Genomic DNA, 14,460 nt, shown 5'->3' on the forward strand with positions numbered 1-14,460 from the left:
GGATAATGGACAATTGACAATGGAAAATGGACAATTATCAATTGTCAATTATCAATTTTTACTTCTGTGCCATTGACAACATCAAATCAACAACACGGTTAGAGTAACCCCATTCGTTGTCATACCAGGAAACAACTTTAAAGAAATTGGAATTTAATTCAATTCCTGCACCTGCATCAAAAATGCTAGAGTGGGCATCACCTTGAAAATCTGTAGAAACTACTTCTTCATCGGTATAACCCAAAATACCTGCTAACTCACCTTCAGCAGCTTTTTTCATTGCTGCACAAATTTCTTTGTAACTTGTAGATTTGACAGTTTTGAAAGTTAAGTCAACTACCGAAACATCAGGGGTAGGAACTCTAAAAGCCATTCCTGTTAACTTACCTTTCAACTCTGGTAAAACCAAAGCCACAGCTTTAGCTGCACCGGTGGAAGAAGGAATAATATTTTGAGCAGCACCTCTACCACCGCGCCAGTCTTTTTTACTTGGTCCATCTACTGTAGGTTGAGTAGCAGTCATCGCATGAACTGTAGTCATCAAACCTTCAGCCAAACCAAAGTTATCATTAATAACTTTAGCAATTGGCGCTAAACAATTTGTAGTACAACTAGCATTGGAAACAATTAAATCCTTTGCAGGATCATAGGATTGATGGTTTACACCCATCACCATTGTTTTCACTTTCTCTCGATCTTTTGTAGGTGCAGAAATCACAACTTTTTTTGCACCAGCTTTTAAGTGATTTTCCGCCCCAGCATAATCAGTGAAAAGTCCTGTAGATTCCACAACATAATCTACACCCAACTTACCCCAAGGCAATTCTGCGGGATTTCTGACGGAAACACAGGGGATAAAATGGCCATCAATTACCATGCCATCTTCCCTAGCTTCCACCTTACTTTTTAACTTACCGTGTGTAGAGTCGTACTTTAAAAGATAAGCCAAATTATCCGGTGTTACTAAATCATTAATCCCCACAAATTCAATGTTAGGATTATTAATACCCGCACGGAGTACCAAACGTCCGATCCGTCCAAAACCGTTAATAGCGACTTTCAACTTAGCCAAAATTTAACCTCCTGTTTGTAGAGATTTAACCAGAGAAAATTGGCCAGATTAATTCTACTCTGACTCAACTGATTCTTACAGTAAAAAAAGTCATAAAGCTGATTTATTTGGTATATTTTAATGTTTGGTAATTGGTAATTGGTAATTGGTGATACAATTTTGGATTTTGGATTTTGGATTTTGGATTGTATTTCATGAACTCCAATCTAAAATCTAAAATCTAAAATCTAAAATCTTGTCCCAGTCACCTGTCACCTGTCACCTAATTACTTGACAGCACTCGTTAAAATACCCATAATTTTAGCAACATCATTTAAAAAATACTCGGCTAAATCAATCTGTACCCGTTCATCTGATAACTTTAAAAACTTCCAAATTTCCCCAGTAGTTACCACACCATAAATTTCTGTAATTTCATTTTCTTCTCTTTGATTAAATAACCTAGCAGCATACATTTCTGCAATACATTGACCTAAACCACCTTTAATATTTTCTTTCTTGGCTTCAACAACTAAAATTACCGGGGCATTAATTAATAAAAATTCAGGAGAACGACTAATAATAAAATCACAATTACCGCTTAAACCCTGACTAGAATCAACATTAAATTCTACACCAGAGAACAAACTAATTTCTTGATTTTTCTGTTTTTTCTGTTTAGTTAACTCTAATAAAATAGGTGTAATAATCATCTCAGAACGAGATTTTTCCGTATTACTAGCCAAAGCAAAAGGAACATTATAAGCTAAAGTTTCCTGTAAATAATCACTTATTGGCGATGGTGTAACTCCAGCAAAAATATTATCTCTCGTAGAAATTTTGAGATTCAGGTTTTTCTTAACCGCTTCTAAAGTAAAATCACTGTAAGACATAAAATCATCGTATTGGATTTTTCCAACTTCAGAATACAATAATAATCAAATAATATCATGTCTGTTTAGTAATTAGTAATTAGTTATTAGTTATTATTCTCCCCATCTCCCCATCTCCCCATCTCCTCACCTCACCTGTTCCCTGTTCCCTATTCCCTTCTTACTGTCACCTGTCACCTGTCACCTGTCACCTCTTCCCTGATAAAATTCTCAAGCACCATAGTTAACTCATCCTATGTCAACAGACTGGAAAACTGTTAAAACCTACGAAGATATTCTGTATCAAAAAACAGATGGTATCGCTAAAATAACCATCAACCGTCCCCACAAACGCAATGCTTTCCGCCCGAAAACTGTCTTTGAACTTTATGAGGCTTTTTGTGATGCTCGTGAAGATACTAATATTGGTGTAGTTCTATTTACGGGTGCGGGACCTCACACAGATGGAAAATATGCTTTCTGTTCTGGTGGTGATCAAAGTGTACGCGGACAAGCTGGTTATGTTGATGATGAAGGGATTCCGCGCTTAAATGTGCTAGATTTACAACGTTTGATCCGTTCTATGCCTAAAGTAGTAATTGCTTTAGTCGCCGGTTATGCTATTGGTGGTGGTCATGTTTTACATTTAATTTGTGACTTAACCATAGCTGCGGATAATGCTATTTTTGGACAAACTGGACCAAAAGTAGGAAGTTTTGATGGTGGTTTTGGTGCGAGTTATTTAGCGCGAATAGTAGGACAGAAAAAAGCAAGAGAAATTTGGTTTCTCTGTCGTCAATATAATGCCGAACAAGCTTTAGAAATGGGATTAGTAAATACAGTAGTTCCTGTAGCAGAACTCGAAGCCGAAGGGATAAAATGGGCGCAGGAAATATTAGAAAAAAGTCCCATTGCCATACGTTGTTTAAAAGCAGCATTTAACGCTGACTGTGACGGACAAGCAGGGTTACAAGAACTGGCTGGTAATGCAACTTTACTTTATTACATGACCGAAGAAGGTTCAGAAGGCAAACAAGCTTTCTTAGAAAAACGGACCCCCAATTTTCGGGACTTTCCTTGGTTGCCTTAACCATCCTCACAACCGCACCTGATCACAAGGTGCGATGCTAATAAGGCTTTATCAAAAGCAAAATTGCAGCACCAAAAAATTTGCAAAGCTAACTAAATGCCAATGTTATATTTAGCAGTCTGATTGGGAAAGATATAATTAGAGTAGTCACCAAAAGTAGTAACCAAGTCTTAAACAGCTATAACTTTAGTTTTTATCTCTGGTAATGAGGAAACAGATGTTTCAGCAACAGTTGTAAATTCTAGATTTTCTAAATCGGAATTGATATTAGCTGCAACGGGTAGGATAGGTACAATAGGTTTAGATAATGGTAAGCTCCAATTATCTTCTAAAGATTCCCATGTAGGAGCAAAGGCGGGGATCGCTAAAGAGCAAGCTTTCCAACCAGCTTGAACAGGTGCGCTTAATTGCTGACACATACCACCACGACGGCCTTCTGGTTGGTAATGACGACAATACCTACAGGCTGATGTTAAAGGGTTAATTGGCTTCATAATCTTGAGTTTTGAGTGCGAACGAAGGGTAATTATCACACTTAATATTTTCGTTCCCTGACAAAATAGGTATAAAAGCCAAGAAGTAATTATCTAATAAGGGTTTTAGGTATTTTTTTGAAAAAAAAATTTTTATTATGTTTTTATATTTTTGTCATATTTGTATATGATTAGTGAAGTGTCCACATACTTGTTTTTGCCTATAACGCATTGGGGATCAAAGGTAAAGAGTGAGATTTGGATGACACGAGCCTTTTAGATGTTGCATTTTGGCTATTCTTTGTTTCCTGCTTGATCAATGACAAATTTAGCGGCACAAGGAGAACAAACACCCCAGCGTTGGACTTCACCTGGTGGCGATGGGCATTGACATTGGGGGCAAAGAGGTAAGTTTAAGTTATGCGATCGCTCTTGTCTATTTCTAGCCCATTGTTCAAAAGCTATCTGAGCATTTTTAGCACTAGCTTTAAGTTCAGGTTTGGAAATAGCCACACCTACATCACCCAAATAACTAGGGTGTGCTTGGGGTGATAAAGTTTGTTGTGGGTTGTCTGGTAATGGTGTTTGTTTCCATTGGGCAGTAGAAAAGCGAATATCTATCAAAGGTGTAGATATCTCGTGATTTAACTTTTGATTTAACTTTAACAGCAGATTTTTGCGTTGGAAAGTCAAATTTTGCGCCCAAGCGGCACTAGAAGTTGCTACCCACAAAACATCACGCTGAATCGACAAAGGGCGTGTTTGTGCAGCAACCTTAACCCCAACAACTTCTTGCCAACACTTGAGCAAGCGTGAAAAAGGTTGTTCCTGCCATTGGGCTTCCAGTTGGAGAATGCCTAAAATATCATTAACAGATTTCAACGACATCTAGATTTTAGATTTTAGGAAGGAGTCAGGAGATCAAGGAGTTCAAGGAGTCAGGAGTTCAAGGAGTCAGGAGTTCAAGGAGTCAGGAGTTCAAGGAGTTTAAGGAGTCAGGAGATCAAGGAGTTTAAGGAGTCAGGAGATCAAGGAGTTTAAGGAGTTCAGGAGTTCAAGGAGTCAGGAGTTCAGGAGTCACTTGAATTTTTTACTGATAAAATTCATACAGCAGTATCGCATTTAAGGTATCCTGGCAATGAGTCAAAATCTTACCATTGATTCTGATAAACCATCCGCTAAAACCTCTGGCTTAAAACCAGCACTAGCAGCAGCACTAGGAAGTTTAGAAGTGCAGTTGGATCAAGAGTTAACTAGATACCGACGCGCACGCAATGGAGTGAGGCAAACGAAAACAGTTAGTGTAGAAAATTATATTCCTCAGCCATCCCAAGAGTTAAATACCATAACTGAGACATTGGTAACAACTCAGCCATCAACCTCAGAATTTAAGAATAACTCAAGTTTTCTAGAAAATCCTGTCTCAGATGTGAAAAAACAGGAAGAAATCAATCATTTACCACTGTCTTCTGCCGAACAGTCTACCAAAATACAAACCCCACCACCGCCACCAGAGTCAAAGCCTATCAGTAGTATAGTACCGACAAAGCCCAAGGCTGAAAGTGAAACTCCTGTAGCGGCAAATCATACTCCCAAACACCCAGATGATTATTTAGAATCAAGTGAAGCACTGCTGCGAAGTCTCCAAGAAGAACAACCACCAACCAACAAATCAAGTAATTCTAACGACAGTTTACTGTCACCTTTGGGTATTGGTTCTATGCTGCTGCTGCTGTTAGCTAGTTTAACTTTAGGCTATGTAGTATTTAATTCCCGAACTTTACCACAGTTGCATTTGAGCCAACTTTTTAACCGGATTTCCTCAAGAAATAGTGAAAATACTTATGTTCCGGCAAGTAATCCCTCACCTATAGCCCAACCAGAAATCACACCTATTCCCAAATATCCTAACTTGGCTGCTCGTGAGTTTCCACAGGTGAGAGATCCTAATGATGTAATAGGTTTAACACCGAAAGTTAAACCAACCCCGACAGCTACTCCCCAACCCATAGTCATCGAAACACCAATAAGTCCAGTAGTTCCACCAACTTCAGTCCCCAATGTTTCAGCTATACCAAAGCCTCAGCCAACCTTACCAGGACTAAATACAGATATCAAACCATCAGCTGATGGGTACTATTATATAGTGGCTGATAATCAAGGCAATAATGCTTTAGCAAGTGCGCGGCAAGTTGTTCCTGATGCTTATTTATCAGATAGACAAAAGTATATTTATCTTGGTGCGTTGAAGACTGAAGAGGAAGCAAAACAACGTTTACAGCAACTACAGGCAAAAGGCATTAAAGCCCGTGTACGAAAACCATGATAGGTAATTGATAGTTGATAATTGATAGTTGATAATTGATAATTAAGGACTGATAATTCAGAATTGATCATGATTGCTCATGGAAAGAAGCCTAAATTTGCTGGTTGCTAAAACCTGAATGGAGCATATTTAAGTATGGAAGTGATGAAGCGCATTTTGCGGGTGATTCGTGCTAATGTTAACAGCTTGGTAAACGGTGCTGAAGATCCAGAAAAAGTTTTGGAGCAAACCTTTCTGGAAATGCAGTCAAATTTGGTACAATTGAGACAGGGAGTTGCTGGTGCGATCGCTACCCAAAAACGCACTGAACGTCAAGCACTTGCAGCAGAGTCTCAATCTCAAGAATGGTATCGTCGCGCTCAACTAGCTCTCCAACAAGGTAATGAAGTTTTAGCCAGGGAAGCTCTCACCAAACGCCAAACTTATCAACAAACAGCTACAACTTTGTTTGAGCAAATAAAACAGCAAAAACAAGTTGTAGAGAAGTTAAAACAGGATATGCGTAGTTTGGAGTTGAAAACCGCAGAGGTAAAAACTAAAAAAGATATGTACATTGCTCGCGCTCGTTCTGCTCAAGCTTCCTATAAACTTCAGGAAATGCTGAGTGAATTTTCTACTACATCTAGTCTGGGTGCATTAGAACGGATGGAAGATAAAGTTATACAGATGGAAGCACAATCAGCAGCTATTAGTCAATTGGGTAGTGATAATCTGGAAACAAGGTTTGCTAAGTTGAATTCTATGAATGTTGATACCGAACTAGCAGCAATGAAAACCCAAATGTTAAAGGAGGTAAATAACCAGCAGACACAGATATAGCTTGAGCTATAGCTTTGCAGTACAGCAAGTAATGAAAACTACTAAATGTTGAATCTGATGAGTTAATGTAGCTGAATTATATTGTCATGATCCAGAATGGAGAGAGTATTGTAAAAATACCATTCCCGACTAAAAAGATTAAATTGAAATAAGTAGCTATTAAACAGTAAAAAAGTTCACTGTCTAACCAAGCGCGTAAACCTCAAGCATAAAAACAAGGAAAAACAAAGTTATGGGATTATTTGATCGGCTTAAAAGAGTAGTTAGTGCGAATGTTAACGATTTAATCAATAAAGCAGAAGATCCAGAAAAAATGCTGGAACAAGCCCTGTTGGAAATGCAGGAAGACTTGGTACAGTTACGTCAAGGTATTGCACAAGCGATCGCTGCCCAAAAACGCACAGATAAACAATACAATGAGGCTGTAAATGAAGTTAATAAGTGGCAACGTAACGCTCAACTAGCTTTGCAAAAAGGTGATGAAAACCTAGCTCGTCAAGCATTAGAGCGCAAGAAAACTTTTAATGATACTGCTACAGCATTAAAAGCTAGTTTGGATCAGCAGACTGTACAGGTGGAAACTCTGAAAAAGAATTTAATCCAGCTAGAGAGCAAAATTTCTGAAGCTAAAACCAAGAAAGAAATGCTCAAAGCGCGAATTACTGCTGCTAAAGCTCAGGAACAACTGGGTTCAATGGTTAGTGGGATGAGTACCAGCAGTGCTATGGCTGCTTTTGAGCGCATGGAAGAAAAGGTATTGATGCAAGAAGCTCGCGCTCAGTCTACAGCAGAATTAGTAGGTGGAACTTTAGAAAGCCAATTTGCCCAGTTGGAAGGTAGTAGCGATGTTGATGATGAATTGGCAGCCTTGAAAGCAAGTATGCTATCACCAGCACCACCTCAAGCGCAACTACCCCCACAACAACAAACCAGCAATACACAACAACCAACTACCACATCTGGACCTCGTGAACCAGTTGATGCTGAGTTGGAAGCTTTAAAGAGACAATTAGATCAGTTGTAAGTTTTGCAGAAAAAACATTTGACCTCAAGGTTGTGGGATTTTGTTTCGTTGGGGACTGGGGACTGGGGATACAATGAAAGGATTTTGGATTTTGGATTGTTTCTGCCAACTCCAATCTAAAATCTAAAATCTAAAATTATTCTGACTCCTGACTCCTGACTCCTTGATCTCCTTTTACGATACAGTAATGTGTGTGTCAACTTTTAACGATGCCACCTAATGGAGACTTTAATGAGTAAGGGTGTAATAACTATCACTGATGCTGAGTTTGAAACTGAGGTTTTAAAAGCCGAACAGCCTGTATTAGTTTACTTTTGGGCTTCCTGGTGTGGTCCTTGTCAATTGATGTCGCCAATGATTAGTTTAGCTGCTAATAAATACAGCGATCGCCTAAAAATTGTCAAGATGGAAATTGACCCTAACCCCCTAACTGTAAAACAGTATCAGGTGGAAGGTGTCCCTGCACTCAGGTTAATTAAAGAAAACCAACTGCTAGAATCGACTGAGGGAGTTATCAGCAAAGATCAATTACTCAGTCTTTTAGATCATCATTTAAATAGTAATTAGTCAATGGTCAGGTACTGGGGACTGGGGGCAGCAGGGGAGGCAGGAGTTTTTTATTTTGGATTTTGGATTTTGGATTTTGGATTATTTTTGTCAACCACAATCTAAAATCTAAAATCTAAAATTTTCCGCCCAATGCCCAATGACTAATTACTAATGACCCATGACTAATGACTAAAATGCAATTTGCAAATCGTTTACAACCCTTACAAGCTAATGTATTTGCGGATATGGACAGGGCTAAATCGCTGGCTGTGTCTGCTGGAAAGGAATTAATTGATTTGTCTCTGGGGTCTTCTGATTTACCAGTAGATAATCATATTATCGATGCGATCGCCAAATCTCTTGATGACCCTAGCACTCACGGTTATTTGCTGTTTCGCGGTACTCAAGAATTTCGCCAGGCTGCGGCGCAATGGTATGAGCAAAAATTCAGTATTAAAGTTGACCCAGAAACAGAAGTTTTACCTTTGATTGGTTCTCAGGAAGGAACTGCACATTTACCTTTAGCAATTCTCAATCCTGGTGATTTTGCGTTATTGTTAGATCCTGGTTATCCTTCCCATGCCGGAGGAGTTTATTTAGCAAGTGGGCAAATTTACCCAATGCCATTAAAAGCAGAAAACAATTTCTTACCAGTGTTGACGGATATTCCCGCTTCGGTTTTGGCTCAGTCACGGATGATGGTGTTAAGCTATCCCCATAATCCTACCAATGCGATCGCTCCTTTATCTTTCTTTCAAGAAGCTGTAGCTTTCTGTCAAAAGCATAACATTGTTTTAGTCCATGATTTCCCTTACGTAGATTTAGTATTTACCCAGGACGAAACTTTCAATCCAAAATCCAAAATCCAAAATCTAAAATCCTCAGTTCCTTCAATTTTACAAGCTGACCCTGAAAAAAGCGTTTCCATTGAATTTTTCACCCTGTCTAAATCTTATAATATGGGTGGTTTCCGCATCGGGTATGCTATTGGTAATGCCCGATTAATTCAAGCTTTAAGACAAGTCAAAGCTACCGTTGATTTTAATCAATATTTGGGAATTTTGAATGGGGCGATCGCTGCACTTACAGGCAATCAAGACGGTGTAAAAAAATCAGTTGCTATTTTCCGCCAGCGTCGGGATGCTTTCATCAATGCCTTACACAGCATAGGTTGGAACGTTCCCACACCAGAAGCAACTATGTATATTTGGGCAAAATTACCAGAACCCTGGAGTAATAATTCTATCAAGTTTTGTACAGAGCTAGTTAAAGAAACTGGTGTAGCTGCTTCCCCCGGTGCGGGTTTTGGTCCAGCAGGGGAAGGATATGTGCGTTTTGCGTTGGTGCAAGAACCAGCGATATTAGAAACGGCAGTAAGTAGAATTGCTGAATTTATTAATTCTAGCGTTTAATAAACCATAATCTTGGCAAAATAGTCAGTTTTAACCGACTTTAACTATAAGACAGGGAATTTATTCCCTGGTTTTCTGGTTTTCTGGTTTTCTTTGTGTGCTTTGCGTCCTTTGCGGTTCATTATATAATTAATTCATCGCATCTTCATCAAAAATTAGATGACATTAAAAATATTTCTTACAATAAAGAAAGGTATTTATTTGTAAAATTACCTAATATTAGCCGTGACAGTATCATCCCCAACTCTACCCTTAGTTAAAAACCCAGAGAAACTAGAAACCCGTTTAGCAGAAATTCCCCCAGTACCAGGGGTTTATTTCATGCGGGATGAAAGCGATCGCATTATTTATATAGGTAAATCTCGAAAATTGCGATCGCGTGTTCGTTCCTATTTCCGTGACTACACTAATAAAACCCAACGCATCAACACGATGGTTAAATTAGTGACAGAAATTGAATTTATCGTCACGGATACCGAAGCAGAAGCTTTAGCATTAGAAGCAAATTTAATCAAACAACATCAACCATATTTTAATGTCTTACTAAAAGACGATAAAAAATATCCTTATCTCTGCATTACCTGGTCCGAGGAATATCCGCGCATTTTTATTACTCGCAAACGTCAACTGGGAAAACCCAAAGATAAAAAAGATAAATACTATGGACCTTACACAGACTCAGGTTTATTACGGGAAATTCTGCACTTATGTAAACGCATATTTCCCCAAAAACAAAGACCCCAACCTTTATTTAAAGATCGTCCTTGTTTAAATTATGATATTGGTCGTTGTCCTGGAGTTTGTCAAAAGTTAATTTCTGTAGAAGAATACCGGACAATTATCCAAAAAATAGCAATGGTATTTCAAGGAAGAACTCAGGAATTAATAGATATTTTAACAACACAAATGGAAGCAGCAGCGGAAGAATTGAATTTTGAAACCGCAGCCAAAATCAGAGATCAAATTATTGGTTTAAAATCCTTAACTGCACAGCAAAAAGTATCCTTACCTGATGATACAGTATCAAGAGATGCCATTGCTTTAGCCGCAGATAATCAACACGCATACATTCAATTATTTCAAATTCGTGCAGGTCAATTAGTCGGAAGATTAGCGTTTATTGCTAACTCCCAAGCTGAACCAGGAGCAATTTTACAAAGAGTATTAGAAGAACATTATCAAACAGCAGATAGTGTAGAAATTCCTAGTGAAATTTTAGTACAACATGAATTACCCGATGGGGAAATTTTAGCAGAAATTTTAACACAAAGAAAAGGCAGAAAAGTAAATATTATTGCACCTTTGCGACAAACAAAAGCAGAATTAATAGAAATGGTAGAAAAAAACGCCCAATTTGAATTACAAAGAATGCAAAAATTGGGTGATAGTAATCAAAAATCATTAGAAGATTTAGCAGCAATTCTTGATTTACCAGACTTACCTCACCGCATTGAAGGTTATGATATTTCTCACATTCAAGGAAGTAATGCAGTAGCTTCTCAAGTGGTATTTATTGATGGTTTACCAGCAAAACAATATTACCGTCATTATAAAATTAAAAATCCCAATGTGAGTATTGGACATTCTGATGATTTTGCCAGTTTAGCAGAAGTGATTCACAGAAGATTTAGGAAATATATTGAAGATCCAAAATTAGCAAGATTAGGAAATTCTGACTGGCCAGATTTAATTATGATTGATGGTGGTAAAGGTCAATTATCTGCGGTAGTATCTATTTTAGAAGAAATAAATTTATTAGCAGACTTGCGGGTTGTGAGTTTAGCAAAAAAACGGGAAGAAATCTTTTTACCCGGTGAGTCTTTACCTTTAGAAACAGATGCAGAACAACCAGGAGTACAGTTATTGCGAAGGTTGCGAGATGAAGCACATCGGTTTGCTGTGAGTTTTCATCGACAACAAAGAAGTGATAAATTGAAAAGGTCGCGCTTAGATGAAATTCCCGGTTTAGGACACCATCGACAAAAGTTACTACTAGCTCATTTTCGCTCCGTTGATTATATCCGTCAAGCTACACCACAGCAATTAACAGAAGTTGCAGGAATAGGACCGAGATTAGCACAAGAAATTTATACCTATTTTCATCCAAATTGAGGAATATCCCACTTTCACCACCAAAATACCAAAACACCAAAAAATCTTAAACCCCTCCCGTTACTCATCCACAAAATGCTAAAATTCTATAAATGCTAGGGGTGCTTGTGAAAGCCAAGCTGAGATCAAACCCTTAACACCTGAGACTGGATAATACCAGCGTAGGGAAGCTGTATATTGAGGATTATTATATGCGAACTGAATGGATAGCCAAGCGACGTGGGCAGGGTAATGTTACACAAATGCACTACGCTCGCCAAGGTGTAATTACTGAGGAAATGTACCACGTCGCTAAGGTGGAAAACCTACCACCTGAACTTATCCGCGAAGAAGTAGCACGGGGAAGAATGGTTATCCCGGCGAATATTAATCACACTAACCTAGAACCGATGGCTATAGGTATCGCTTCTAGATGTAAAGTCAATGCTAATATTGGTGCATCTCCTAATTCTTCCGATGTTCAAGAAGAATTGGAAAAGCTCAAATTATCTATTAAATACGGTGCTGATACCGTGATGGACCTTTCCACAGGTGGCGGTAATTTAGATGAAATTCGTACCGCTATTATCAAGGCTTCACCCGTTCCTATCGGTACTGTCCCAGTTTACCAAGCTTTAGAGAGTGTTCACGGCAGAATGGAAAACTTCACCGCTGACGACTTTCTTCACATCATTGAAAAACACGCTCAACAAGGGGTAGACTATCAAACTATTCACGCGGGTTTGTTAATAGAACATTTACCTTTAGTGAAAACCCGTCTCACAGGTATTGTTTCCCGTGGTGGCGGTATTTTGGCTAAGTGGATGTTGCTGCACCGCAAACAAAACCCCCTGTACACCCATTTCAACGACATCATTGAGATTTTTAAGAAATATGATGTTACTTTCAGTTTAGGCGACTCCCTGCGTCCTGGATGTACCCATGATGCGACAGATGCAGCGCAGTTAGCGGAACTGAAAACTTTAGGTCAACTCACCCGCAGAGCATGGGAACATGATGTCCAGGTAATGGTAGAAGGTCCTGGTCACGTTCCTATGGATCAAATTGAGTTTAATGTCCGCAAGCAAATGGAGGAATGTTCAGAAGCTCCTTTCTATGTTCTTGGTCCTTTGGTGACTGACATTGCTCCTGGTTATGATCACATTACCTCTGCTATTGGTGCTGCTATGGCGGGTTGGTATGGTACGGCGATGCTGTGTTATGTGACACCTAAAGAACATTTAGGTTTACCTAACGCGGAAGACGTGCGGAATGGGTTAATTGCTTATAAAATAGCTGCTCATGCTGCTGATATTGCTAGACATCGCCCTGGTGCGAGAGATCGGGATGATGAACTGTCTAGAGCGCGGTATAATTTTGATTGGAATCGTCAATTTGAGTTAGCTTTAGATCCTGATCGAGCTAGGGAATATCATGATGAAACTTTGCCTGATGATGTTTATAAAAAGGCTGAGTTTTGTTCTATGTGTGGTCCTAAGTTCTGCCCCATGCAGACTAAGATTGAAGCTGAGGCTTTAACTGAGTTAGAGGAATTTTTGGCGAAAGAACCTGTAGCGCAACAATGCTAAAATAGTTCTTGTTAAATATCGTTACTGGGTTCAACCTGGTAACGATATTATAGTGATTTTCGTGAACCAGATTTTTATATCTCACGCAAAGACGCAATCTCCGTAAGGAGATCCCGCAGGGTAGACGCAAAGGAAGAAAAAAGCGAAAAAGAAGATTTAAGAAATACATGAAAAATGCTCTATTTTTGTAACTGTGTATAAATCGAAATCTGTCACATCATTCACAACCTAAAAATCTATGAGTGAACAAATTAAATGGACTGCGGAAGCGGAAGCTAAGATTAAAGAAATTCCTTTTTTTGTGCGTCCTTTTGCACGGAAGAAGATTGAAAATTATGCTCAGGAGAATGGGATAGTTGTTATTGATATTCAGGTTTATGAACAGGCTAAACAGTTGTTTAATAAGAATTTTAATAAGTAGTTACATTACCGTCAACTGTATATCGTTCAGCAATGGTAAACATCGGATTTTAGAGATTTTTCAACCTGGAGCGATTGCCATTTTTACAAGATGCAGAAATTCTCTGGCAGACACAACACAATTTTAAATGTCTAATTTTAAATTTCCAATGTATGTCTGAGTGCTGCATCTACTAAAGACATTTCTGAGTAAAAACCAATCACTTTATCAATTTCTGTATCTAAAACAGTTGCTAGATTATCTGTCATAATCACAGAATCGCTAACTAATCCTGTTTGTTTTCCTGGTGGTGTTGCTATATTCACAAAAACTCTGCTAGGGTGTCCAGCACGGGAAACATTGCTAGTAATCATAGCTATAATAGTTTGCGATAAACCAGTACCAATATTATTAGATTGAACCACTAAAGCAGGACGACGTTTAGCAGTTTTTAAGTTTGAGTCTGGGAACAAAACCAGCACTACTTGACCACGATTATAAGGCATCGTAAGCTTCCATTTCTGGTTGTTCCCAATCTTCTGCAAAACATTGTAATCTAGCTCTTAAATTTGCAGCTTGTTCTTCATTAATCCCACGAGATGACAAATCTACAGAAGCATTTGCATCAATAAAAGTTACAATTACTCGCGCTGTTTTGATGCCTGTTGGCATTTCGGTTAGCTCAATTTTTCCGTCTTGATAAATGCCTTCGATTGATTGTAACATTTGTTTGATTGCTTGGGGTTAACTACTATTAAAAGTAT

At 38.6% G+C, this 14,460-nt stretch carries 15 protein-coding genes and 1 riboswitch; of the genes, 9 read left to right on the plus strand and 6 right to left on the minus strand.

Annotated elements, in window-relative coordinates; genetic code table 11:
- Window positions 1-58: 58 nt before the first annotated feature.
- A complete protein-coding gene (gap, locus tag IQ237_RS04975) occupies window positions 59-1,072 on the minus strand; it encodes a type I glyceraldehyde-3-phosphate dehydrogenase (RefSeq protein ID WP_194052961.1) in 1,014 nt (337 codons plus the stop codon).
- Window positions 1,073-1,338: 266 nt separating this feature from the next.
- Window positions 1,339-1,944 carry a hypothetical protein gene (locus IQ237_RS04980; RefSeq protein WP_194052963.1) on the minus strand — a complete coding sequence of 202 codons (606 nt, stop codon included), beginning with the start codon at window positions 1,942-1,944 and terminating at the stop codon, window positions 1,339-1,341.
- A 235-nt stretch (window positions 1,945-2,179) separates the two neighbouring features.
- Between IQ237_RS04980 and menB the strand changes: the two genes are divergently transcribed.
- Complete coding sequence (gene menB / locus IQ237_RS04985; RefSeq protein WP_194052965.1) at window positions 2,180-3,013, plus strand: 1,4-dihydroxy-2-naphthoyl-CoA synthase; 834 nt, start codon at window positions 2,180-2,182, stop codon at window positions 3,011-3,013.
- A gap of 170 nt (window positions 3,014-3,183) precedes the next feature.
- Here menB and IQ237_RS04990 read toward each other — a convergent pair whose 3' ends face one another.
- Together IQ237_RS04990 and IQ237_RS04995 are read right to left on the minus strand one after the other, a co-directional pair.
- Window positions 3,184-3,507: a hypothetical protein gene (locus tag IQ237_RS04990; RefSeq protein WP_194052967.1), complete on the minus strand. Its 324-nt coding sequence runs from the start codon at window positions 3,505-3,507 to the stop codon at window positions 3,184-3,186.
- 273 nt (window positions 3,508-3,780) lie between these two features.
- Window positions 3,781-4,374, minus strand: a complete 594-nt coding sequence (locus tag IQ237_RS04995) for a DUF721 domain-containing protein (RefSeq protein ID WP_194052969.1) — start codon at window positions 4,372-4,374, stop codon at window positions 3,781-3,783.
- Window positions 4,375-4,624: 250 nt separating this feature from the next.
- Between IQ237_RS04995 and IQ237_RS05000 the strand changes: the two genes are divergently transcribed.
- From IQ237_RS05000 to IQ237_RS05035, 8 genes are all read left to right on the plus strand, one after another.
- Window positions 4,625-5,812: an SPOR domain-containing protein gene (locus IQ237_RS05000; RefSeq protein WP_194052971.1), complete on the plus strand. Its 1,188-nt coding sequence runs from the start codon at window positions 4,625-4,627 to the stop codon at window positions 5,810-5,812.
- A 135-nt stretch (window positions 5,813-5,947) separates the two neighbouring features.
- A complete protein-coding gene (locus IQ237_RS05005) occupies window positions 5,948-6,631 on the plus strand; it encodes a PspA/IM30 family protein (protein WP_194052973.1) in 684 nt (227 codons plus the stop codon).
- A gap of 232 nt (window positions 6,632-6,863) precedes the next feature.
- Window positions 6,864-7,655: a PspA/IM30 family protein gene (locus IQ237_RS05010; RefSeq protein WP_194052975.1), complete on the plus strand. Its 792-nt coding sequence runs from the start codon at window positions 6,864-6,866 to the stop codon at window positions 7,653-7,655.
- A 231-nt stretch (window positions 7,656-7,886) separates the two neighbouring features.
- The gene (locus tag IQ237_RS05015; protein WP_194052977.1) at window positions 7,887-8,222 is read left to right on the plus strand and encodes a co-chaperone YbbN; all 336 of its coding nucleotides are present in this window, start codon (window positions 7,887-7,889) and stop codon (window positions 8,220-8,222) included.
- A gap of 167 nt (window positions 8,223-8,389) precedes the next feature.
- Window positions 8,390-9,616, plus strand: a complete 1,227-nt coding sequence (locus tag IQ237_RS05020; RefSeq protein ID WP_194052979.1) for an LL-diaminopimelate aminotransferase — start codon at window positions 8,390-8,392, stop codon at window positions 9,614-9,616.
- Between the two features lie 225 nt (window positions 9,617-9,841).
- On the plus strand, window positions 9,842-11,728 hold the full coding sequence (gene uvrC / locus IQ237_RS05025) for an excinuclease ABC subunit UvrC (RefSeq protein ID WP_194052981.1): 1,887 nt from the start codon (window positions 9,842-9,844) through the stop codon (window positions 11,726-11,728).
- A gap of 87 nt (window positions 11,729-11,815) precedes the next feature.
- Window positions 11,816-11,913: riboswitch (TPP riboswitch) on the plus strand.
- A gap of 6 nt (window positions 11,914-11,919) precedes the next feature.
- Window positions 11,920-13,296 carry a phosphomethylpyrimidine synthase ThiC gene (thiC, locus tag IQ237_RS05030; protein WP_194052983.1) on the plus strand — a complete coding sequence of 459 codons (1,377 nt, stop codon included), beginning with the start codon at window positions 11,920-11,922 and terminating at the stop codon, window positions 13,294-13,296.
- Window positions 13,297-13,534: 238 nt separating this feature from the next.
- Window positions 13,535-13,717 carry a PCP reductase family protein gene (locus IQ237_RS05035; RefSeq protein WP_096571967.1) on the plus strand — a complete coding sequence of 61 codons (183 nt, stop codon included), beginning with the start codon at window positions 13,535-13,537 and terminating at the stop codon, window positions 13,715-13,717.
- Between the two features lie 137 nt (window positions 13,718-13,854).
- Here IQ237_RS05035 and IQ237_RS05040 read toward each other — a convergent pair whose 3' ends face one another.
- Together IQ237_RS05040 and IQ237_RS05045 are read right to left on the minus strand one after the other, a co-directional pair.
- Window positions 13,855-14,202: a type II toxin-antitoxin system PemK/MazF family toxin gene (locus tag IQ237_RS05040; protein ID WP_194052985.1), complete on the minus strand. Its 348-nt coding sequence runs from the start codon at window positions 14,200-14,202 to the stop codon at window positions 13,855-13,857.
- Window positions 14,192-14,422 carry a hypothetical protein gene (locus IQ237_RS05045; protein WP_187040985.1) on the minus strand — a complete coding sequence of 77 codons (231 nt, stop codon included), beginning with the start codon at window positions 14,420-14,422 and terminating at the stop codon, window positions 14,192-14,194. The genes IQ237_RS05040 and IQ237_RS05045 overlap by 11 nt, the downstream gene beginning before the upstream one ends.
- Window positions 14,423-14,460 lie beyond the last annotated feature (38 nt).

The sequence above is a fragment of the Sphaerospermopsis sp. LEGE 08334 genome, assembly GCF_015207205.1.
In the GTDB taxonomy this organism is placed as follows: Bacteria; Cyanobacteriota; Cyanobacteriia; order Cyanobacteriales; family Nostocaceae; genus Sphaerospermopsis.